The organism is Lacibacter sp. (assembly GCF_035299325.1).
Taxonomy (GTDB): domain Bacteria; phylum Bacteroidota; class Bacteroidia; order Chitinophagales; family Chitinophagaceae; genus Lacibacter.
This window is the reverse complement of record NZ_DATGWT010000004.1, coordinates 437,955-459,325: the sequence shown is the minus strand read 5'-3', so window position 1 is coordinate 459,325 and position 21,371 is coordinate 437,955. Positions and strand designations below refer to the sequence as shown.

General features: G+C 41.0%; 21 protein-coding genes. 9 read left to right on the top strand and 12 right to left on the bottom strand.

The genetic code is table 11. From position 1 onward, the window contains the following. The first annotated feature begins 39 nt into the window (after positions 1-39). Together glgP and VK159_RS03750 are read left to right on the top strand one after the other, a co-directional pair. Positions 40-1,698, top strand: a complete 1,659-nt coding sequence (gene glgP / locus VK159_RS03755; RefSeq protein WP_324228802.1) for an alpha-glucan family phosphorylase — start codon at positions 40-42, stop codon at positions 1,696-1,698. A 218-nt stretch (positions 1,699-1,916) separates the two neighbouring features. Beyond that, positions 1,917-2,351, top strand: a complete 435-nt coding sequence (locus VK159_RS03750; RefSeq protein ID WP_324228801.1) for an acyl-CoA thioesterase — start codon at positions 1,917-1,919, stop codon at positions 2,349-2,351. A gap of 49 nt (positions 2,352-2,400) precedes the next feature. Here VK159_RS03750 and VK159_RS03745 read toward each other — a convergent pair whose 3' ends face one another. The 3 genes from VK159_RS03745 to VK159_RS03735 form a co-directional block, all read right to left on the bottom strand. Next, positions 2,401-4,314 carry an ABC-F family ATP-binding cassette domain-containing protein gene (locus VK159_RS03745; protein WP_324228800.1) on the bottom strand — a complete coding sequence of 638 codons (1,914 nt, stop codon included), beginning with the start codon at positions 4,312-4,314 and terminating at the stop codon, positions 2,401-2,403. A 230-nt stretch (positions 4,315-4,544) separates the two neighbouring features. Beyond that, entirely contained in the window at positions 4,545-5,105 is a 561-nt protein-coding gene (locus tag VK159_RS03740; protein ID WP_324228799.1) for a fasciclin domain-containing protein, read from the bottom strand. A gap of 116 nt (positions 5,106-5,221) precedes the next feature. Then, positions 5,222-5,848: a J domain-containing protein gene (locus VK159_RS03735; RefSeq protein ID WP_324228924.1), complete on the bottom strand. Its 627-nt coding sequence runs from the start codon at positions 5,846-5,848 to the stop codon at positions 5,222-5,224. An 86-nt stretch (positions 5,849-5,934) separates the two neighbouring features. Here VK159_RS03735 and VK159_RS03730 point away from each other — a divergent pair, with 86 nt between their 5' ends. Beyond that, on the top strand, positions 5,935-6,492 hold the full coding sequence (locus VK159_RS03730; RefSeq protein WP_324228798.1) for a hypothetical protein: 558 nt from the start codon (positions 5,935-5,937) through the stop codon (positions 6,490-6,492). On the opposite strand, the gene VK159_RS03725 is transcribed toward VK159_RS03730, so the two are convergent. From VK159_RS03725 to VK159_RS03710, 4 genes are all read right to left on the bottom strand, one after another. Continuing rightward, a complete protein-coding gene (locus VK159_RS03725; protein ID WP_324228797.1) occupies positions 6,489-7,544 on the bottom strand; it encodes a saccharopine dehydrogenase family protein in 1,056 nt (351 codons plus the stop codon). The genes VK159_RS03730 and VK159_RS03725 overlap by 4 nt on opposite strands. 9 nt (positions 7,545-7,553) lie before the next feature. Beyond that, positions 7,554-8,057 carry a GAF domain-containing protein gene (locus VK159_RS03720; RefSeq protein ID WP_324228796.1) on the bottom strand — a complete coding sequence of 168 codons (504 nt, stop codon included), beginning with the start codon at positions 8,055-8,057 and terminating at the stop codon, positions 7,554-7,556. A gap of 164 nt (positions 8,058-8,221) precedes the next feature. Beyond that, entirely contained in the window at positions 8,222-10,060 is a 1,839-nt protein-coding gene (locus VK159_RS03715; protein ID WP_324228795.1) for a family 10 glycosylhydrolase, read from the bottom strand. A 152-nt stretch (positions 10,061-10,212) separates the two neighbouring features. Then, complete coding sequence (locus VK159_RS03710; RefSeq protein ID WP_324228794.1) at positions 10,213-11,088, bottom strand: dienelactone hydrolase family protein; 876 nt, start codon at positions 11,086-11,088, stop codon at positions 10,213-10,215. Positions 11,089-11,287: 199 nt separating this feature from the next. On the opposite strand from VK159_RS03710, the gene VK159_RS03705 reads away from it, so the two are divergent. From VK159_RS03705 to VK159_RS03695, 3 genes are all read left to right on the top strand, one after another. Beyond that, the gene (locus VK159_RS03705; protein ID WP_324228793.1) at positions 11,288-11,665 is read left to right on the top strand and encodes a DoxX family protein; all 378 of its coding nucleotides are present in this window, start codon (positions 11,288-11,290) and stop codon (positions 11,663-11,665) included. 174 nt (positions 11,666-11,839) lie between these two features. Then, positions 11,840-13,558 (top strand): amidohydrolase family protein, encoded by a 1,719-nt coding sequence (locus VK159_RS03700; protein WP_324228792.1) that lies wholly within the window; start codon positions 11,840-11,842, stop codon positions 13,556-13,558. A gap of 77 nt (positions 13,559-13,635) precedes the next feature. Further along, positions 13,636-14,439: a DUF5694 domain-containing protein gene (locus tag VK159_RS03695; protein WP_324228791.1), complete on the top strand. Its 804-nt coding sequence runs from the start codon at positions 13,636-13,638 to the stop codon at positions 14,437-14,439. 64 nt (positions 14,440-14,503) lie between these two features. On the opposite strand, the gene gcvP is transcribed toward VK159_RS03695, so the two are convergent. The 3 genes from gcvP to VK159_RS03680 all read right to left on the bottom strand — a co-directional run bounded on the left by gcvP (position 14,504) and on the right by VK159_RS03680 (position 18,474). Beyond that, a complete protein-coding gene (gene gcvP, locus VK159_RS03690; RefSeq protein WP_324228790.1) occupies positions 14,504-17,368 on the bottom strand; it encodes an aminomethyl-transferring glycine dehydrogenase in 2,865 nt (954 codons plus the stop codon). Between the two features lie 288 nt (positions 17,369-17,656). Further along, a complete protein-coding gene (locus tag VK159_RS03685; RefSeq protein ID WP_324228789.1) occupies positions 17,657-18,157 on the bottom strand; it encodes an SRPBCC domain-containing protein in 501 nt (166 codons plus the stop codon). Then, positions 18,154-18,474: a metalloregulator ArsR/SmtB family transcription factor gene (locus VK159_RS03680; protein ID WP_324228788.1), complete on the bottom strand. Its 321-nt coding sequence runs from the start codon at positions 18,472-18,474 to the stop codon at positions 18,154-18,156. The genes VK159_RS03685 and VK159_RS03680 overlap by 4 nt, the downstream gene beginning before the upstream one ends. A gap of 169 nt (positions 18,475-18,643) precedes the next feature. Here VK159_RS03680 and VK159_RS03675 point away from each other — a divergent pair, with 169 nt between their 5' ends. After that, positions 18,644-19,126, top strand: a complete 483-nt coding sequence (locus tag VK159_RS03675; protein ID WP_324228787.1) for a YkgJ family cysteine cluster protein — start codon at positions 18,644-18,646, stop codon at positions 19,124-19,126. Positions 19,127-19,224: 98 nt separating this feature from the next. Then, entirely contained in the window at positions 19,225-19,650 is a 426-nt protein-coding gene (locus VK159_RS03670; RefSeq protein ID WP_324228786.1) for a hypothetical protein, read from the top strand. Between the two features lie 349 nt (positions 19,651-19,999). On the opposite strand, the gene VK159_RS03665 is transcribed toward VK159_RS03670, so the two are convergent. Next, entirely contained in the window at positions 20,000-20,533 is a 534-nt protein-coding gene (locus tag VK159_RS03665) for a thioredoxin family protein (RefSeq protein WP_324228785.1), read from the bottom strand. Between the two features lie 38 nt (positions 20,534-20,571). On the opposite strand from VK159_RS03665, the gene VK159_RS03660 reads away from it, so the two are divergent. Further along, entirely contained in the window at positions 20,572-21,129 is a 558-nt protein-coding gene (locus tag VK159_RS03660) for a UbiX family flavin prenyltransferase (RefSeq protein ID WP_324228784.1), read from the top strand. Between the two features lie 39 nt (positions 21,130-21,168). Here VK159_RS03660 and VK159_RS03655 read toward each other — a convergent pair whose 3' ends face one another. Then, positions 21,169-21,366 (bottom strand): hypothetical protein, encoded by a 198-nt coding sequence (locus VK159_RS03655; protein WP_324228783.1) that lies wholly within the window; start codon positions 21,364-21,366, stop codon positions 21,169-21,171. Positions 21,367-21,371: the final 5 nt, after the last annotated feature.

Sequence of the window (21,371 nt, the reverse complement as noted above, 5' to 3'; positions counted from 1 at the left end):
GTTATATTGCGCACCCTAAAGCAAACGAACAACTGTATTATGACGTTTAATCATTTCAAGGTTCCTTACGCCACTGAAAATGCATACACAAAGAAAGTGGCTTACTTCTCAATGGAATTTGCGGTACATCAGCCTTTAAAAATTTATAGCGGTGGTTTGGGATTTCTCGCCGGTTCGCACATGCGCAGTGCATACGAACTGAAGCAGAATCTTGTTGGCATCGGTATCCTGTGGAAGTATGGTTATTACGACCAGGCACGTAACCAGGACCAAACACTGCAGGTGCAATGGAACGAAAAAATATATAATTTTTTAGAAGATACGGGCATCAAATTTCAGATCAATATTCATGAGCATCCTGTTTGGGTGAAAGCATGGTACCTGAATCCTGAAACATTCAAGAGTGCTCCTATGTTTTTGTTGAGTACTGATCTTCCTGAGAATGATTATGTATCACAAACTATTTGTCACCGTTTATATGATGCAAACGTTGCAACCAAAGTAGCCCAGTTTATTTTGTTGGGTGTTGGTGGTGCAAAGCTCATTGATGAATTAGGATTTAAGCCTGATGTATATCATTTGAATGAAGCACATGCTATTTCATCGGCGTTTTATCTCTACAATAAATTCGGATCAGTTGAAGAAGTGAAAAAGCGTTTGGTGTTTACCACGCATACACCTGAAGAAGCAGGTAACGAAAAACATGATATTTATCTCTGTGAGAAGATGAGCTATTTCTGCGGTATACCGTTGAATGAAGTGCGTAAGCTCACAGGTATTTATGATGATCAGTTCAATCATTCACTGGCCGCATTGCGTTTTGCACGTCATTCAAATGGTGTGAGTGCATTGCATGGAGAAGTGAGTCGTAAAATGTGGAGCCATTACGAAGGTATTGCACCTATTACCCATGTAACCAATGCACAAAACTGGCGTTACTGGGCCGATAAGCAATTGTATTTCTCTATGGATGAAGGAAACGAGGAACGCTTTGATGATCGTAAACAATATTTGAAACGCAGGGCATTTGATCTGGTTGCTGATCAGACAGGAAAATTATTCGATCCCAATGTATTGACAATCGTATGGGCACGTCGGTTTGCAGGTTACAAACGTGCAGAATTGATTACACGTGATCTTGATCGTTTCAATGCATTACTCAGCAATAAAAAATACCCGGTGCAGATCATCTGGGCTGGTAAACCATACCCTGTTGATTATCCTGCTATCAGCGACTTTAATAATCTTGTTCACCTGAGTAAGAATTATAAAAACGTAGCTGTGTGTACGGGTTATGAACTTGCATTGAGCAAGCGTTTGAAACAAGCGGCAGATGTTTGGTTAAACAATCCACGTGTGCCACGTGAAGCAAGTGGTACCAGTGGTATGACGGCAGCCATGAATGGTGCTGTCAACTTCAGTACGTTCGATGGATGGATCTGCGAGTTTGCCAATCATGGTAACAACAGTTTCATTGTACCGCCTGTTGATTATACAGCCATGCATGTGCAGGAACAGGATCAATACGATCTTGACCAGATGTATGAAATTCTTGAACGCCAGATCTTACCATTGTACTACGACAATTTCCCTGTATGGCGCCAGATTACTCAGAATGGTATGCGTGATGTACGCTTCCAGTTCGACAGTAACCGTATGGCACATGAATACTACGAGTTGATGTACAACAAAAAGTGAGTTATTTATCCTGATGATACGAAGCCCTGGTGATGAGCCGGGGTTTCTTGTTTTTTGAAAAGTTATGAGTTAAGAGTTATGTGTGGACGTGTTTTTATATATACATTTTGAACAAGCAAGTTCTGAATTTTGAAGTTCTGAGTCGCCTCTCCAAGTTATGCTTGACTATTGTCCATTGCCCATTGACAATTCACCATTGACTTTCTTAACTTCAACCAATGAACGAATACAGTAAAACATTCGAACTCCGTTGGGCCGATGTGGATGCCAACCAGCATGTGATGCATTCGAAGTATTATGAACTGGGTGCACATACACGTATGAGTTTTTTTATTACACACAGTTGCACACTGGAGGTGATGAACGAATTAAAGATCGGTCCCATTCTTTTTCGTGAGGAATGTATTTTCAGAAGAGAGCTCAATGCGGGGGATATTGTAACCGTAAACATGTTGCTCACAAAATGCAAGCGTGATGGATCGAGATGGAGTGCAAAGCATGAAATGAGAAAAGCCGATGGAACATTGGCAGCAATTCTATATGCTGATCTTGCATGGCTTGATACAACTATACGCAAACTCACTGCACCAGCCATTGCTGCAAGCATCATTGAACAAATGCCGAAGGCGGACGATTTTGTGTATTCCGATTAATTAAGGGGTTTAGTTCACTACAGATAGAACAAATCATAAATCATACATCCTAATCAACATACTCACTCAACTCCAGCCAGCGGAATTCTTTCTCATCAAGAAGATTGGTTACTTCACCAATGCGGTTGCTGAGTTGTTGTAATTCATCAAACGGAAGATTGCCACTGTTGAGTTTGGCAGTGATAGTTTCTTTTTCAGCTGATAATTGTTCGATCTCTTTTTGCAATAATTCAAACTCACGTTTTTCTTTGAAGCTGAAACGTTTTTTTTCGATGGTCGTTGCCTCGACTGCGCTCGGTAACTCCTGAACCACACTTCGACTTCGCTCAGTGCTGGCTCCTGACTCTTTACTATCGGCTTCCAACTTCTCTTTCTCCTTTTGCCACAAACGCAGTTGTGCATAGTTGCCGGGGAAATCAGTGATCACGCCATCGCCTTCAAACACAAATAAATGATCAACCAGTCGATCCATAAAATAACGATCATGGCTAACAATCAGCAAACAACCCGGGTATTCTGATAAGAAATTTTCAAGTACAGCCAATGTTGGGAGATCAAGATCATTCGTTGGTTCATCCAACACCAGGAAATTCGGGTTACGGAAAAGTATGGAGAGCAAATGCAATCTTCTTTTCTCACCACCACTCAATTTTGAAATGTAAGTGTATTGTTTATCCGGATCAAACAAAAACAATTGCAGGAACTGTGCAGCACTCAATGAGCCACCGTTTGCTAACGGAAAATTCTCCGCAATGTTTTTTACATATTCAATTACACGCAGGTCCTCTTTTATTTCTAAACCTGTTTGTGAATAGTTGCCAAACACGATCGTGTCGCCTACATTGATCTTTCCGCTATCGGGTTGTTGAATGCCCTGTATTATATCAATGAAAGTTGATTTACCTGCACCGTTTTTTCCAACCACACCAACACGTTCACCTTTTTTGAATGTATAATTAAAGCCTTTTAAGATTTGTTTATCGCCAAAACTCTTGTACACTTTTTTCATCTCCACCACCTTGCCCCCAAGCCTGTTCATCTTCATACTCAGTTGCACCTGTTGATCTTCGATGCGTTGTTTGGCTTTTGCTTCTACTTCGTAGAAATTATCCTGTCGTGATTTGCTTTTTGTTGTACGTGCTTTTGGTTGCTTACGCATCCATTCCAATTCTTTGCGGTACGTATTCTTTGCTTTGTCAATACTTGCAAGATCGCTTTCAATACGTGCCGTTTTCTTTTCTAAATAATTCTGGTAATCGCCTTTGTATTCAACCAACGTGCTTCCGTCAAGTTCCCAAACTTCATTACAAACTGTATCGAGGAAATAACGATCATGCGTTACAAGCAAGAGTGTAATGTTTTCTTTGCTGAGATAATGTTCCAGCCATTCCACCATCTCAACATCAAGATGGTTGGTAGGTTCATCCATGATGAGTAGTACATGCTTGTGATCAAAGCCAATATCAATCAATGTTCTTGCAAGCGCCACACGTTTACGCTGACCACCGGATAATGTTCCTACTGATTGCTGGAGATGATGGATATTCAGTTTGCCAAGGATCTGTTTCACCTTTGCATCAAAATCCCATGCGCCGAGTTCATCCATTTTTACAATGGCTGCACCCAGTTTGTCGGTATCGTTCTCTTCACTGATCAGTTCGTATTCTTTAATGGCATTGATCACCGGGTGATTGTGCTGAAAAATATTATCAAGAATTGTTTTGCTTTGATCAAAATCGGGTTCCTGTTCAAACAAAGCAATATCCACATCTTTGTTGATCCAGCATTTGCCACCATCGGCCGTTTCTTTACCCGCCAATATTTTCAATAAAGTGGATTTGCCTGAACCATTCCTGGCCACCAGGGCTATTTTATCACCTTCTTCAATGTGAAATGTAATATTCGAAAACAGGGGAGTAATACCGTAACTCTTCGTTAAACCTTCTACAGAAACGTAATGCATGGCGCAAAGATAACTCTATGAAGGCACAAGAGGAAAGGCACAAGGTACAAGGGAAGAAACAAGGCACAAGGAAAATCCAAAATCCAAAAAACAAGGTACAAGAAAGAAATCCAAGGCACAAGGAACAGGATCCAAATCGGAAAAACCAAAGCTCAAGAACGAAACTGTACAAAACAAAAATTGCTCCCCTTTCGGGAAGCAATTTTTTATAGAATGAAAAAGGGTACCGCTTATTTTTTAGGCATTACCACTGCATCCAATACATGCACAACACCGTTACCGGCTGTAAGATCAGCGGCAGTTACGTTTGCGCCATCGATCATTACTTTACCATCTTTAATTGAAACAGTTAACTCAGCACCGTTTACTGTTTTCAATTTCTGACCATCTTTCAGATCAGCAGCTTTTAAAGCTCCTGCTACAACATGGTAAGTTAAAATACCTGTAAGATCAGCTTTGTTTTCAGGCTTCAATAAATTGTCAAGAGCACCGGCAGGTAATGCGGCAAACGCTGCATTTGTTGGAGCAAATACTGTGAAAGGACCGGCACCACTTAACGTTTCAACTAAACCTGCTGCAGTTACAGCAGCAACCAACGTTGAATGATCAGGAGAACCAACAGCAATAGCAACAACTGTTGCAGGTGCAGCAGGAGCCATCGTGTCAGCAGCAGCAGTTGTTTCTGCAGCTACAGTATCTTTTGTTGCTTCAGCTGTTTCGCCACTTCCGCAAGCGGTCATTACTACTGCAATAGCTGCAGTTGTCATAAGAGAGAAAAATGTCTTCTTCATAAAATTTTTTGTTTGGTAAGAGAACAGACTTATCAAACAAATGTTCTGCCATTCATCACAATAATTTTTTATGTGAAGCGAATTGGCTGTTTGCTGAGGCGATCATTCAACAAACCTTAACGTCCCAGAATATAAATAAGGAGGCATAGTAAAACAGTGAGCAGGAAAACAAACAATCCGTTGAACTTAGTCCAGTTTTCTTTTTTTCTTTTTTGTTCCAGGGTAACATCAATGTGTTGTAAAAGCTGTGGGTGATCTTTTGCCAGTTTGCGGAGTTGGTCAACAACAAGCTTTGTTTCCTTAAAAGGAAAATGTTTTGTAGTGTTCAGCAAGCTGTGGATGATGGCCTGTTGCACTTCGGTTTCTTTTTGTGCCAGCAGTTCATCGATGGTGGTATTATTGACGAGCGAAAGAATACGATCGACCATGCCGCCATAGCTCATACGGTAAATATCCATTGCAGCGATTTGTTTGTTGAGCTCCAGGCTTTTGATGAGAATGTTGGGAGCAGTTACCATTTCTTCACCAATCTTATGGCCACCTGCTTTTCGCAACCAGCGCTCGTGCAGGTATACTTCTTTTTTACCCGGGTTCATCAGTACTTCGTAGGCCTCTTTAATTTCATTGAAGCGGGCCAATGCATACGGATCATCGTTGTTCTTATCGGGGTGATAGATCATTACCAGCCTGCGGTAAGCCTGTTTAATTTCAGGAACCGTAGCGGTTAATGGCACATCAAGTATGGCGTAATAATCTTTCAGAGCCGCAAAACTAAGGCGACATGCGAAAAGAAGTGCAGAATAAGAAAAATGTTATTTTTAACGCCTGAATGAAGCATTGCTATCTCTTCCTGTTGTTGTTTGTCCCGTCTCTGCTGGTGGCCGGCGATTCTGCTGCTGTTGTTGTTGTAAAACAAAAAAAGTTGCGGGGGTATCGTCAATTGTTTTACAAACTGGTGTCGCTTCATCCAAAATTAAACTCGCCTTTGGAAAAAGAGTTGCTGCAACATTACCTGTTGGGTAGTGGTGAAACATTTGTTGTTTCTGAAGCTGATTTTAAACGTTTGCAGCAAACAGTTCCGCTGTATGTAACCATTACAGATTGTAAGCCACTTGAGACGAACCATCCCGGCTATTGCACGCAATATGTGAACCTGCACAATGATAATTATTTCGGTTGGGGAGTTGGTAACCTTACAGTTATTTATCAGGCAACTGATCAATCACTTGTTTCTTTTGTTGATTACTATGATTTCGATAAAAAGAAAAAGGGGAGCCGAAGGAGCAGGAATGAGTTTGTTACACGCTTGTTTCGGTTAGTGGCACCTGCTTCTGCACGGTCATTTGTGATCACCTACAATGCCGATGCCTATTTTGTGAAGCCTTAGCTGATGCGTGTACTTTTCGGAATTTCAAGGATAAGATCTTTGCCGTAACAGGAAGCAGGTGTTTGGTAGCCGGCTTTCAATTCTCCATTCATTATTTTTTGTGTGATGAGTAAACAACCCCAAGCTGTTACGCTGTATCCATCGGCACATTGCAATACACTTATTTTTTCGTCGCCTTTTGTATTCCACACTTTACCCCAGATTGTTGTTGATGCTTTTGCACGTTGCTCATCTGTTGGTCCGGCAGGGCGTTCATTGATCTTTTGCTGAATGATGCTTCGTATGAAATTTGTGCGTAATAACCAGTTGAACAGAAATTGAAATTTGAGTAATCGATAAACAGTTGGTTTCATTCCCGTGTATACTTCCACGTTCGCAATACCTGTGGTATGATGAGCCGTAGAAATATCGCCCCAGGGCAGAGTCATCACAAATAAACTTTTTCCATTCACATCAAGCCACATGCCTTTATGCCCAAGCGGTTTTCTTACCAGTTTCCCGTTTTCTCTTGCAGTGCCGCCTTCGCCTAGCCGGCTGGCCATTGTTGTGGCGGTACCATGACTTACCTGTCCGCCTTTTGGAATAAAAGCTAATTGAAGATGTGTAGCATCAGGCAATTGTTCTTTCAAATGCAATGCGGTGCAATCAGTAGGAATTACATCAAAGCCTGCGCCGGGCATCAGCATCACATTTGCCTGCTTTGCTGCTGCGTCATATTTTTTGATGAGTTCAAAAACAGAAATATCACCATTGATGTCGATGTAATGTGTATGTGTTGCAATACAGGCCTCCACCATTTGTTTACCGGTATTGGCAAATGGACCTGCTGCATGAATGACTAACTGTACATCCTGTAATTGTTGCTGCAATGCATGGGCATCATCCAGCGAAAAGATCCGGTAGGTAAGTTGTAAACGTTCAGCTAATGAGCGGATGGTTGTTTCATTCCTTCCTGCAAGAACAGGAGAGATGTTATAATCTTTTGCATAACGGGCAATCAACTCACCGGTGTAACCATTGGCTCCGTAAAGCAGCACCTTATCTTTTTGCATTGTGCAGTATTAGAATTCGATCGAAGCAATAATTTCTTGAAGATATTGCTGATCTGTTTCATCGAATGTATTCAAATCAACACTGTCAACATCCAGTACTGCCAGCACCTTGTTGTTGCGGATCACCGGTACCACAATTTCTGATCTGCTTAAACTGCTACAGGCAATATGACCAGGAAATTTTTCTACATCTGGAACAATCAGCGTTTTTGCTTCGGCCCAAGAAGTACCACAAACACCTTTTCCTTTACGGATGCGGGTGCAGGCAACAGGTCCCTGGAAAGGCCCAAGAACCAACTCTTCGCTTTTTTCTGAAAATGCTTTCGCTGAACTGGGTTTCACCAAGTAAAATCCTACCCATAGCCAACCGAATTGCTCTTTCAGCGCAGCACATACGTTGGCAAGATTAGCCGTCAGATCAGGCTCGCCTTCGAGCAAAGCTTTGATCTGTGGAAGCAGTTGCTGGTATTGCTCTTCTTTCGTGCCTTGTATAATGAGGAGATCTTCTGCCATGGGAGTTATTTTTACAAAGGTAGGGTGAATGGTTAATAGACAATAGTTAATAGTCAATGGGCAAAAGACAATAGGCAACAGACAACAAGCAATGGGCAAAAAGTAAGAATGTATGGATTTCATACAGGTTTTGCCAGTTGTTTATTGCACATTGCCTGTTGACATTATTTCGCCACAACTACCTGTATTGTCTTCTCAATTTTTTCTACTACAATTTTTACGTTGTAAATACCGGCAGGTAATGACGCTGTGTTAAAGCGTATAAGCTGTTTACCTGTTGATTGAATGCCATCCACAAGTTTTAGTACTTCTCTTCCGCTTGTGTCAAATGCAATCAGTGATACCTGTGTGCGTTTTGTTAAGGTATAACTGATGATGGTATGTGTTGTTGCAGGGTTAGGGAAGGCTTTCATTTCAAACTCAGGCGCAGGTGTTACAGGTTGGGGCTGAGGCGTAACAACGATTGTAGTAGGTATAAGTGATACTTCCTTTACATTGCTTGCTGCACTTTCATTGTGAAAACGATCAAGACTGGTAACAACATAATAGTAAACGGCCGGAGTAAGATTGTTATCAGCGAACGTAGTTGTTTGATCATTGGCCGTCACCAACTGTATTGCATCAACGTTATTCAAATCAATTGCAGAACTGTTGAAACGATAAACAACAAACTGTCTTGCTTTATCTAATTCATTGGTGGTTGCTGATGGTTTTGTCCAGCTTAATTGCACATTGTTACTGTTTACCTGTGCAGTTACATTGCTTACGGGTTGTGGTGCAACATTGTCTCTCCATGGCATGGTTGGTAATAATGCCGGAGCAGTGTACACATGTTCTTCTAATGAATCTCTGAATTGTAATGGATTTGTAGCGAAGTAACGTGTGCGGAAAAAAGTACTGCCATATACATTCCCGTAAGTTCTGTTCAAACGCACCTGGTTATTGATCTGTGAAGGATTATTCCAGTTCGGATCACTGTCAGCATTTATTTTATAAGGAGCTTGTCCGCTGTAAATATGTCGGCCGCTTGCAACGCCATTCCACCAGGGCACAAGCACCGCATAATTAGCTGTATTAAATCCAATACTCCAATAGAGTTGTGGTGTAACATAATCAACCCATCCCTGTTGTAACCATTTTTTACTGTCGGCATACACATCGCTGTAACTCTGTAAACCATTTGTGGCCGATCCTGTTGCATCACTGCTTTGGTTGCGCCAGATACCGAAAGGCGAGACGCCGAACTTCACCCAGGGTTTAACAGTTTTAATGCTGTCGTAACTGCGTTGAATAAACAGGTTGATGTTATCTCTCCGCCAATCGTTTTGGTTACTGAATCCTCTTGGATAAGAGGCAAATGTTGCATCATCATTAAACCTTGAACTGGTACCACCTGCACCGGGATAAGGATAGAAATAATCATCGTAATGAATACCATCAACATCATAACGGCGAAGCACATCCATCATAACGCTGAGAACATAATCACGCACAGCAGGAATACCCGGGTTGAGAATACGCAACGAACCTTGCGCAAGTAACCACTCCGGATGCTGATTGGCTACATGGGAAGATGCAAAACTGCCAATGCTGTTGTAATTGTTGACTGCACGATAGGGGTTGAACCATGCATGTATTTCAATGCCACGTTTGCGGCATTCATCGATCATGAATTGTAAGGGGTCGAAGTTGTTTGCAGGAGCTATACCTTGTGTTCCTGTAACAGATGCACTCCATGGTTCAATAGAACTTTGATAAACAGCATCACATTCATTACGTACCTGGAAATAAATGGCATTAATGCCTGTTTGTTGTTGAAGATCCAACAGTTTGATCACGGAATCTTTCACCTCCTGCACTGTTCTTGTTGTTGTACTCGGCCAGTCAAGATTTAAAAAAGTAGATAACCATGCAGATCTTAACTCTCTTTTGGGCGGAGTTTGTGCAACAGCAGTTGAAATGAAAACAAAGAAGGCGAGGAAGCAAATGATCTGTCGATTCATAAGATGTTTATAGGTGTGCAAAATAAGATTTTTTGTAGATGATCGTTTCGTCAGCAAATACAATTCAGCATAAATTAGTGAATATACTATTGCTAGTCAGCAAAAAGGAAGCCAATGGCTTCCTTTTGCAAATATGGGAATAAGAAATTATGTTATGCTAAATGTTTTTTGAAAAAATCGATTGTGCGTTGCCATGCAAGTTTTGCAGCAGCTTCGTTGTAACGAGTGGGAGCTGTATCATTATGGAATGCATGATTCACATCGGGGTACATGTATAATTCATAGATGATCTTGTTGTCTTTTAATGCCTGCTCGTAAGCGGGTGCTCCTGCATTTACACGTTCGTCTAAAGAGGCATAATGTAATTGAACAGCGGCTTTTATTTTTGGTACGTCAGCAACGGCAGCTTGTCTGCCATAAAACGCAACAGCAGCTTTTAATTCAGGCACATTCACAGCGAGTGTATTTGCCATGCCACCTCCCCAACAAAAACCAACACAACCAAACTTGCCATTGCTGTCTTTTCTTGTTTTGAGATAATTGAAAATGTTAATGAAGTTGGTTTGTGTTTCCTGCTGATTGAGTTTTGTAAACAAAGTTCTTGCTTCATCTTCATTAGCCGGAGTGCCACCGAGCGGAGCCAATGCATTTGGTGCGATCGCTAAAAAACCTGCTGTTGCAGCACGGCGTGCCACATCTTCAATATGTGCATTTAATCCACGGTTTTCGTGTATCACTACAACTGTTCCATACTTCGCTTCTTTTTTCGGGCGTGCAACATATGCTTTCATTTCACCTGTTACGCCGGGATAAGTAATGTACTCTGTAAACAGATCGTCATCGGGGGTAACGGCTGCTTTTGCATAATTCCCTTCAAGGAATGGAAGAATAGCAACTGCTGCTGCTGTGCTGCCGGTTAAAATTACCAGACGCTTCATGAAGTCTTTGCGTGGAAGTGGCTTGTGTGTGTACTCGTCGTATAGATTAATAATTTGCTGATCCATCTGCATGTTGATTTTTAGTTGCATAAGTTACAATCTTTTAAGAGGAATTGTTCTGCCGCTTGTGGAATTATGTTTCTTCAACTGGCAGGAGTTAGTAAATATGGTCGCAATCGACCCTTCAGTTTGTCGTAACAGCACAGGTCGAATTTCTTTTGTGTGGGTTAGTTTTGTTTCTGTTACAAAGAGTATTTATTATTTTAACGCTAAACAATCATCAATCAATATGAAACCAAAAACAATCAACATTCTCTATTGGGTATTTACAATTTTATTCGGCGCACTTATGATCTTTTCATCCATTGGCGGTATTGGCCCCAATGAGCAGACAATTCAAATCTTTCATAAGTTCCTGGGGTATCCTATCTATTTCATTCAGTTCATCAGCTGGGCTAAAATTATTGGCGTTATTGCGCTTCTTATTCCTGCAAACCGAACGATAAAAGAATGGGCTTATGCCGGTTTGTTTTTCGATTTGGCAGCCGCTGTATATTCAGGGATTGCTGCAGCCGGAAAATTTGATCCGCAAATGCTGGGAATGTTGATGTGGATTGTGCCGGGTATTCTTTCATATTATTTCTGGAGGAAGAAAACAGCATTGTAATGCATACTCAACGCATCAACAAAACTGTTTCTTTTTGAGAATTGTTTTGCCTGATAATTTATCAGTATACATCAACCGCCAGTTTTATCAACCTGGCGGTTTTTTTATTCATTGTGTCTTTTGACTGTTATTCCCTTTTGGTTATCTTACACAACGCCAACCAAAACAAATAATATGAAATTTTTTCTTTCCTTCTGTTTCTTTTTGCTCTTATTTAGTTTAACTGCCCAGCAAAAAACAACCTGGATTACGAATGTATCAATCGTCAACACAAAAGATGGAAATACACAACCCGGAATGACAGTTGTGCTGAAGGGAGACCGTATTCAACAGTTGATAAAGTATAAAGCAACTGCTAAAACTCCTGACAGTGTGCAACTCATCGATGGTAGCGGTAAGTACCTGATGCCTGGTATGGTTGATGGTCATATCCATTTTTTTCAAAGCGGTGGTTTATATACAAGACCTGATGCAGTGAACCTTGGTAAGTTTTATGCGTATGAAAAAGATCAACAGTGGATAAGAGACAATCATGCAGACTTGATGCGTCGTTACCTCGCCTGTGGTATTACAACTGTTGTAGATGTTGGCGGTCCGTTGAGTAACTATGAAATGAAAAAGCAAAACGAAAGCAGTACGCTTATGCCAAATGCCTGGGTAACCGGTCCATTGATCTCTACCTATCAGCCACCGAACCTCGATGCCAAAGATCCGCCGATTGTAAAAGTAAATTCAGAAGAAGAGGCTAGGGAGCTTGTGCGCAAACAACTGCCTTATAAACCAGACTTTATCAAGATATGGTACATCGTTATGCCTGACCAGCCTGCAATCAACACATTGCCAATTATAAAAGCGGCAATTGATGAAAGTCATAAGAATGGGTTGAAGGTTTGTGTGCATGCAACAGAATACCAAACAGCGAAACTTTCGGTGGAAGCCGGTGCAGATATTTTAGTTCATAGCGTAGATGATCAGTTGCTTGATGCATCATTTCTGCAGATGATGAAGCAGAAGAAAGTAACCTACATCCCTACAGCTATTGTTGCCTCAAAATACCGGGAAGTGTTTACTCAACAACATCGCATGAGTACACATGATCTTACTTATGCCAATCCATATCCACTTGGCACCTTGTTCGATTTGCAACACTTACCGGCCAAGGAAATCGGGTTCAATTATTTGTCTTTACGTAAACAAGTGCAGATCCCTTCAAAGGAAGACAGTATCATTTCCCTTAACATGAAGCTTGCTGCAGATGCAGGTATAAATGTGGTTGCAGGAACCGATGCCGGCAATATCGGCACACAACATGCATCATCGTTTTATACAGAGTTACTTGCAATGAAAGATGCCGGATTAACCAATGCGCAAATTCTTCGTTCCTGCACGTGGAATGCGGCAATAGCTTTTGGAAAGGAAACAGAAATTGGTTCTATTGCAAACGGGAAACTGGCCAATCTGGTACTGTTGAATAAAAATCCATTCGACAGTTTGAAGTACGTCAACGATATTGCTTACGTCATCAACCGTGGCCAATTTATTAAACATGATACACTATTGAAGGTAACAGCAGAACTCTTGGTGCAGCAGCAACTCAATGCTTATAATGCACGTAATATTGAAGCCTTTCTTGCTCCTTACAGCGATAGTGTTGAGTTGTATGAATATCCCAATAAACTGATTGGTAAGGGCAAAGCACAAATGCGGGAGATGTACACCGGCCTTTTTAAAGAGGTCACTAATCTTCATTGCGAGCTGGTTAACCGTATGGTGTTGGGTAATACCGTGATCGATTATGAAAGCGTAATTGGTTTTGAAGCGCAGCCTGTGAAAGCAATTGCTATTTATACTATAGAAGGAAATAAGATCAGGAAAGTACGCTTCATTCAATAACTGCTACACTTCGGCAGAAAAAATCTGCTCAACTGTAACGTTTAAAATAGCTTTGTCGTAATAAGCAAAACGTTTATATGAAACAGCTATTTATTCTTTGCCTTTTATGTTCATTTGTGGCAAATGCAGGCAATGCACAACAAAAGAAAACCAAAGTGTTGTTGTTGGGAAGTTTTCATTTTGATAACCCGGGACTGGATGTGGCGAAATTTGAAAACGCTAATATCCTGTCGGCCAAACGCCAGGCCGAAGTGCTGGAAGTAACAGATAAGATCAAACAATTCCGACCCGATAAAATTTTTATTGAAATGCCTGTTGAACGCCAACAACGGCTTGACAGCAGTTTTAATAAATATAAGGCAGGTGAGTTGAAACTTGGTGCTTCTGAAACACATCAAATTGCTTACCGTGTGGCAAAGGAGTTGAATCATCCCGGCTTATATGCGGTAGATTATACCGAAGCAAATTTTCCATTTGACAGCTTAATGAAGTCGGCAACTGCGGCAAAGCAATTCGATTTTTTGGGCATGGTGAAACAAGAAATTGAAAATGTTGAAAAGGATTTCAACGAATCACTGAAAACAAAAACAGTGAAAGAAATTCTGTTGCATCATAATTCGCCTGAATTTATAAAGACGGGCATAGGGATATATTACGAATTTCTTATTGCCGGCGAAAAAGGTAATCATGTTGGTTCGTATTTAACGAGTGAGTGGTGGAGAAGAAATATGATCATCTATGAAAATGTACTCAAAACGTTAAATGGAAAAGAAGAACGCATTTTAATATTATTTGGATCGGGACATACAGCTTTGTTAAATGAAATGATGAAGTACAATCAAAAACTTGAATTAGTACCGGTTGCAGATGTGTTGAAGTAAAATAAAACGTCCCGCTCATTGAGCGGGACGTTTGCTTATTAACAATTATCTATTGCTTATTGAATTACGCTTCTTCTTCTGCATAACTGCTCACCGGTTCACAAGTACAAATGAGATTACGATCGCCATAAGTATTGTTGATACGGCTCACACTTGGCCAGAATTTATTCAGCGTTACATAGTAAACAGGAAATGCAGCTTGCTTTCTTGTGTACGCATGATTCCATTCATCAGCTGTAACCACATGTTGTGTATGCGGTGCATTCTTTAAAGGGTTATCTGCTTTATCTGATTTGCCTTCTTCAATGTCACGAATTTCCTGTCGGATGCTCAACATTGCATCACAAAAACGATCGAGTTCAGCTTTGTCTTCACTTTCTGTTGGTTCGATCATGATTGTGCCCGGTACCGGGAAGCTCATGGTTGGTGCATGAAAACCATAATCCATCAAACGTTTGGCTACATCTTCGGCTTCAATGCCTGCGGTGTTTTTAAACGGACGCAGATCAACAATAAATTCATGTGCACATGTGCCGTTCTCATCGGTATAAAGAATATCAAAATCTTTATCCAGTCTTGCCTTCATATAGTTGGCATTGAGGATGGCGTATTGAGTTGCACGTTTCACACCATCTGCACCAAGCAAACGGATATAGGCATAACTGATGAGCAGGATAGAAGCAGAACCATACGGTGCTGCGCTTACTGCGCCATGTGTATTTTGAGTTATATGACCGGGCAGATGAGGCGCAAGGTGTGCTTTCACACAAATAGGTCCCATGCCGGGGCCACCGCCACCGTGTGGTATGGCAAATGTTTTATGCAGGTTCAGGTGACAAACATCTGCACCAATTAATCCGGGTGATGTTAAGCCAACCTGTGCATTCATATTTGCTCCATCCATATATACTTGTCCGCCATGTTGGTGAACAATCTCGCAAATTTCTTTCACCGTTTCTTCAAAAATACCATAGGTGCTGGGGTAAGTAATCATTGTGCCGGCGAGGTCGGCACCGTATTGTTCTGCTTTCGCTTTAAAGTCGGCCAGATCAATGTATCCGTTCTCCAATGCTTTTACCACAACCACCTTCATGCCGGCCATGACGGCACTTGCCGGATTGGTTCCGTGTGCAGAAATCGGAATCAACATAATCTTGCGATGTGCATCACCGTTAGCGAGGTGATAATTGCGGATAGAAAGTAAACCAGCATATTCACCTTGTGCACCACTATTTGGTTGCATGCTGCATGCATCAAAACCAGTGATCACATTTAAGTAATGTGCCAGTTCATCAATGATCTGCTGGTAGCCTTTTGTTTGATCCGCAGGTGCAAACGGGTGAATCTTGCTCCAATGTGCCCAGCTCAACGGCATCATTTCTGTTGCGGCATTCAGCTTCATCGTGCAACTGCCCAACGAGATCATCGACGTATTCAACGAAAGATCTTTGTTCTCCAGTTGTTTGATATAACGCATCATCTGGCTTTCGCTGTTATGGGTATTAAAGTTCGGATGCGTTAAGAACGCACTTGTTCTTGCTAATGTAACAGGAATATGATTGAGAATAACTTCTTCTTCAACAACGAAATGGACAGGATCAATATCATTCACAAAACAGTTGATCAGATCATACAAATCTTCCAATGTTGTTGTTTCGTCAATCGAAATACCAACAGTTGCAGCATCAATATAACGCAGGTTGATCTCCTGTTTTTCTGCTTTTGCTTTTATTGCTGACAGGTCTTTTACTTTCACAGCAATTGTATCGAAGAAGAAATTGCTGACTAATTCAAACCCCCTTTCTGTTAATCCATCAGCAACTGTTTGTGCAAGCAATGCCACACGTGTTGCAATGTTGATCAATCCCTGCGGACCATGATACACCGCATACATTGCTGCCATGTTCGCCAACAATGCCTGTGCTGTACAAATATTTGAGGTTGCTTTTTCACGTTTGATGTGTTGTTCACGTGTTTGTAACGCCATGCGTAATGCACGGTTGTTTTGCGCATCAATACTTACACCAATAATGCGGCCGGGGATTGAACGTTTAAATTCATCTTTGGTGGTGAAGAACGCAGCATGCGGTCCGCCGTAACCTAGAGGCACACCAAAACGCTGTGCTGAACCAAATGCAACATCAGCACCCATTTCTCCCGGAGGAGTTAACAGCGTTAATGCCAACAGGTCGGTTGCCATTGCAACAAAACCACCTACGGCTTGTACTTGCTGAATAAACTTACGGTAATCTTCAACCGATCCAATATTGTTGGGGTATTGTACGAGGGCTCCAAAATAGGTATTGTCGATAATAGCTTCTTTGTAATCGCCAAATACGATCTCAATGCCAAGCGGTGTACCACGTGTGATCAGCAGATCTTTTGTTTGCGGGAACACTTCATTATCTACAAAAAACTTCGGTGCATTAATAACATCAGTACGGTTTACATGATGAAACAACATGTTCATTGCTTCAGCAGCTGCTGTTGCTTCATCTAGCAATGAAGCGTTTGCAATAGGTAAACCGGTAAGGTCGCTCACCATTGTTTGAAAGTTCAACAAACTTTCCAAGCGGCCTTGTGAAATTTCAGCCTGGTAAGGTGTGTACTGAGTGTACCAACCCGGATTTTCAAAAATATTACGCAGAATCACAGAAGGGGTGATGGTATCGTAATAACCTTGACCGATATAGTTTTTAAACAGTTTGTTGCTGAGTGAGACTTCTTTCAGGTGTTTCAGCAAGTCAGCTTCACTCATTGCATCCGGAATAGCCAGTTTTTCATGGTTGCGGATGGAGGCGGGTACTGTTTTACTGATGAGTTCTTCCATGCTGCTCACGCCAACCGTTTTCAGCAGACTTGCTTCTGATCCTGTGGTTCCAATATGGCGACGTGAAAATTCGTTTTGTTGCGCTTCAAAAAGATTCATGTGATGTCGTACGTTTATTCTGATCTGTTAATGGAAAAGTAACTGCCGGGCAGCTGTCTTCAATGTCATGCTTTCTTAAAAAATTAAAGACGGGCAAAGTTACGGGTAGAACCAATTCAAATAAACAGCTGTTAGCAGGTGGGGAAAGACTGTGAAATCGGTTGCGCAGAAACAATGGAATTAACTTCTGTTTTTCTCGAAAACAAATAGCTTAATCTTCGGGTAGTGAAAATAAAAAGGAAGCTTAAAAAACAAGCTTCCTTTGATTCGAATTCCTGTTTTTTTCTTTTATCGTTTATCGCTTTTAAGCAAATCTTCCAGCTGATCAAAGCAAATAGAAATACCTTGTTCAAAGCCCATATCAACAATTGTTTGCAATGCGGCTTCGGTGGGGTAAATCATTTTGAATGCCACTTTTGTACCTCCCGCTGTTTCAATAAATGTATTGCTGCCGGTAGAAACAGGCAACTGTTGATTTATTACGCCATTTTCATCGCAAAAGCTATCTTGTATTTCAAACCCTTTATGGTGGCTGATGGAAAGATAATCCATACGTGCCCAATGTTTCTGGCCTTCCGGACCTACCATGGCATAAACCCAAGAGCCGCCCGGTTTAAAGTCCTGCGATTTTGTTTCAACATGCCAGGGTGAAGGGCCCCACCACTTGTCAAGCAACTCGCTCTCTGTAAATGCACGCCATACATCTGCAAGCGGTGCGTTAAATTCTCTTGATACAACAATTGATTTTTCCTGAAAATCTTTTGCAACGTTTGTTTTATTCGTACTCATTTTTTGTTGTTTTTTATGTTTGATAATAAGTTGTCTAATTGGTTGAACTTCGTTTCCCACATTTGTCTGAATGGCTCAATAAAGTCGGCTACTTCTTTCATTTTAGTAGCATTTAAATGGTAATAGATCTCCCGTCCTGTTTGCTCTTGCTTCACTAATTGGCATTCAGTGAGAATGCGAAGGTGTTTTGATATAGCCTGACGGCTTGTATCAAAACGCTCTGCAAGTGCATTGGGAGTCATTGCCTGTGTTGCAATCAGAATAATAATTCCACGGCGTGTTGGATCTGCGATTGCTTGAAATACGTCTCTTCTCATTTTGGTAAACGGGCTTTATGCAACCGTTCAGTTGCAAATATACGTGCAACCATTCGGTTTCGCAAGTTTTTTGAGTACTTTTTTTAGAATGATAGAATTGGGAATGTATATGATCCTCGTTGCCGTTTCAAATAGCTTGCCGCTTTCGCCTAACAATTACATTTGCATTATGGCTGATGAATTATTAGAAAATTGGGAGAAAAAATCCGCAGAGCATCAAAAACTATATGGCCAGTTCCTGAAACGTGCCAACAAGAATAAAGTACTGAAACAATTACCCGATCTGCACGAAGAAGCATTTGAAAAAGTTGATTGCTTGCAATGTGCTAATTGTTGTAAAAATTATTCGCCACGGTTTAAGACACCCGATATCAAACGAATCAGCAAACACCTCCGTATGAAGGAAAGTGTTTTTATCGAAACATATCTCTATCTCGATAATGAAGGCGATTATGTAGTCAAATCAAAACCTTGTCCGTTTCTTGGTGCTGATAATTACTGTAGTATTTATGACGTTCGTCCATCCGATTGTGAACGCTTTCCTTATACCGACGAAGATGTGATCTTAAAACGGCCACAACTCACACTTAAAAACAGTACGTTTTGTCCGATTACTTATTTTGTGCTGGAGAAATTGATGGAGCAGAAATAACAGGTAAGCTGTTAATTTTCTCTGTGCAGGTTGTAATTCTTTTGTTTAAAGAAATTAATCTTTACTTTCATTCTACTTAAAACTCACACATGAAGATTATGAAACACGGGATCCTGTTGCTTTTAGTTGCTGCATCATTTACAGCATGTACAAAAGGATTTTATATTGATGGGAAAAAAGCACAGGCGGTAAAGATTACTGATATGGGCGAAATGTATTCAACTTATAATTTATCGCAGGCGGAAAAGACAGAGGTCAGTCGCCAGTTAAATGACAAATCGCTTCTTGATGTTATTATACGTTATACAAAAGAAGGTACATGGCCCGATGCTGTAAACACATTGGATGACAGGTTAGCAAACCGGAAGACAATGGAGCGTTATAATTTTTATAAAGTAGCTTCTTTCGGAAACAAAACCATTGTGAGTGTGCCGTCTGAAAAAAATCAACACATGCCGGCTGCTTATATTCCGCAGGGCCCGATGTATATCATTTTTTCAAGCTCTGTTGTGGCGAGTAAATAATACAGCTAAAATATTCTTTCCGGTATGGCTCAGTAATGAGCCTTTTTTATTTCGAAAAGTTGAACAAAAAAAATATCCCCACCTGGAAAGGAGGGGATATGGCTAATCAGTTACCATTAACCATTAAACCTTATCATCACACAAATAGACTGAATATTTTTTTTGAGAGTTGCATGAGTTTGTCATAATTCAGCAACGAGAAGCAAAAACCGGCGTAATTGATTTTTCTAAGGCATAAAAAAACCTCTTCCGGTAAAGGAAGAGGCGCTAATCAGTTACCATTAACCATTAAACCTTATCATCGTTGGCAAAATAGAATATTTTTTTGAATTATTGTTGAAACGTTAAATTATTTCCAGCTGGGTTTGAAATTTTTGGCATAGTCGTCGAAGCTCACCTGGCCATACTTTCGCTCAGCAAAATACCTGGCTACCATCTCCATTTCTTTCACCTCTAACATACCTGAAATAGGCTGAGGATCATCGTTTAACGAGGGAATGATGACAGTTGTGGGATAGGCTAACTCCCCATTTGTTAACGAAATTGCTATCTCATTGGTTTTATAGGACGGGTTAAACTTATAGATATTACCTTTCCATTTTACTTCCGACTTTGTTTCCGCATTTAATTTTACCGTGTAAAAATTTGTGTTGAGATATTTAATGAGATCTTGGCTTGTGTAAGTTTTCCGATCCATCACCTTGCACCAGCCGCACCAGTCGGTATAAAGATCAATAAGGATGGGGCGGGGTTCGGTTTTCATTTTAAGTTCAGCTTCTTCCAGTGATATCCAGTTCATTTTTTCTTTTGCATTCTTTTGCTGAAAAGAACTGATGCTGATGAACAGAAAGAAGAGGGCGGAGTAAAAACAAAACTTTTGCATAGTATTTTTGTTACTGTTACAAATTTAAACGCTTTCACGTGCATAAAATTGTTATTTCTGTTACCGGCGCCAGTGGATCGATCTATGCGAAACTCTTATTGCAGAAGCTTCTGGCAGTCAAAGATCAATGGCAGGAAGTGGCAGTTGTTATGACAGAGAATGCTAAAGAAGTGTGGCGCACTGAATTGCAGGATAAGGAGTATGAAGATCTGCCGTTCAAAATTTATTCAACAACCGACTTTACAGCGCCTTTTGCATCCGGCTCTGGTCAGTTCAATACCATGATCATAATTCCCTGCAGCATGGGTACGCTTGGTCGCATTGCAACAGGTGTATCAAACGATTTGATTACACGTGCTGCTGATGTAGTGTTGAAAGAAAGACGAAAACTCATTTGTGTGGTGCGTGATACTCCTTACAATCTAATTCATATCCGCAATATGGAAACGGTCACGCTGGCTGGCGGAATTATTTGTCCTGCTACTCCAAGTTTTTACAGTGTGCCGAAAACAATTGAAGAAGTTGCAGCAACTGTTGTTGATCGTGTGCTTGACCTGGCAGGTATTGATGTGAAAACGTTTCGATGGGGAAAGTGATGAGATGAATGATGAGTGATCAAACAATGATGAATGGAATTACTCACCACCGCCGCCGTCTCCGCCACCATCACCTCCATCAGAACTATCTCCATCATCTGATGCATCATAACTTCCGCCATCACCGGAGTAACTACTGTCTGTTGATTCTTTTGATTGTAGTGGAGTATTTCTGTTCTTTCCCCAACTAAAGAAAAGAATTGTTACTGCGATTGCGATGATAATAACGATCCACATACTTT

Bases quoted from the DNA above. Each gene is read 5' to 3' on its own strand.
- glgP (WP_324228802.1), top strand. From the start codon at position 40: ATGACGTTTAATCATTTCAAGGTTCCTTACGCCACTGAAAATGCATAC.
- VK159_RS03750 (WP_324228801.1), top strand. From the start codon at position 1,917: ATGAACGAATACAGTAAAACATTCGAACTCCGTTGGGCCGATGTGGAT.
- VK159_RS03745 (WP_324228800.1), bottom strand. From the start codon at position 4,314: ATGCATTACGTTTCTGTAGAAGGTTTAACGAAGAGTTACGGTATTACT.
- VK159_RS03740 (WP_324228799.1), bottom strand. From the start codon at position 5,105: ATGAAGAAGACATTTTTCTCTCTTATGACAACTGCAGCTATTGCAGTA.
- VK159_RS03730 (WP_324228798.1), top strand. From the start codon at position 5,935: ATGAAGCATTGCTATCTCTTCCTGTTGTTGTTTGTCCCGTCTCTGCTG.
- VK159_RS03725 (WP_324228797.1), bottom strand. From the start codon at position 7,544: ATGCAAAAAGATAAGGTGCTGCTTTACGGAGCCAATGGTTACACCGGT.
- VK159_RS03720 (WP_324228796.1), bottom strand. From the start codon at position 8,057: ATGGCAGAAGATCTCCTCATTATACAAGGCACGAAAGAAGAGCAATAC.
- VK159_RS03715 (WP_324228795.1), bottom strand. From the start codon at position 10,060: ATGAATCGACAGATCATTTGCTTCCTCGCCTTCTTTGTTTTCATTTCA.
- VK159_RS03710 (WP_324228794.1), bottom strand. From the start codon at position 11,088: ATGCAACTAAAAATCAACATGCAGATGGATCAGCAAATTATTAATCTA.
- VK159_RS03705 (WP_324228793.1), top strand. From the start codon at position 11,288: ATGAAACCAAAAACAATCAACATTCTCTATTGGGTATTTACAATTTTA.
- VK159_RS03700 (WP_324228792.1), top strand. From the start codon at position 11,840: ATGAAATTTTTTCTTTCCTTCTGTTTCTTTTTGCTCTTATTTAGTTTA.
- VK159_RS03695 (WP_324228791.1), top strand. From the start codon at position 13,636: ATGAAACAGCTATTTATTCTTTGCCTTTTATGTTCATTTGTGGCAAAT.
- gcvP (WP_324228790.1), bottom strand. From the start codon at position 17,368: ATGAATCTTTTTGAAGCGCAACAAAACGAATTTTCACGTCGCCATATT.
- VK159_RS03685 (WP_324228789.1), bottom strand. From the start codon at position 18,157: ATGAGTACGAATAAAACAAACGTTGCAAAAGATTTTCAGGAAAAATCA.
- VK159_RS03680 (WP_324228788.1), bottom strand. From the start codon at position 18,474: ATGAGAAGAGACGTATTTCAAGCAATCGCAGATCCAACACGCCGTGGA.
- VK159_RS03675 (WP_324228787.1), top strand. From the start codon at position 18,644: ATGGCTGATGAATTATTAGAAAATTGGGAGAAAAAATCCGCAGAGCAT.
- VK159_RS03670 (WP_324228786.1), top strand. From the start codon at position 19,225: ATGAAACACGGGATCCTGTTGCTTTTAGTTGCTGCATCATTTACAGCA.
- VK159_RS03665 (WP_324228785.1), bottom strand. From the start codon at position 20,533: ATGCAAAAGTTTTGTTTTTACTCCGCCCTCTTCTTTCTGTTCATCAGC.
- VK159_RS03655 (WP_324228783.1), bottom strand. From the start codon at position 21,366: ATGTGGATCGTTATTATCATCGCAATCGCAGTAACAATTCTTTTCTTT.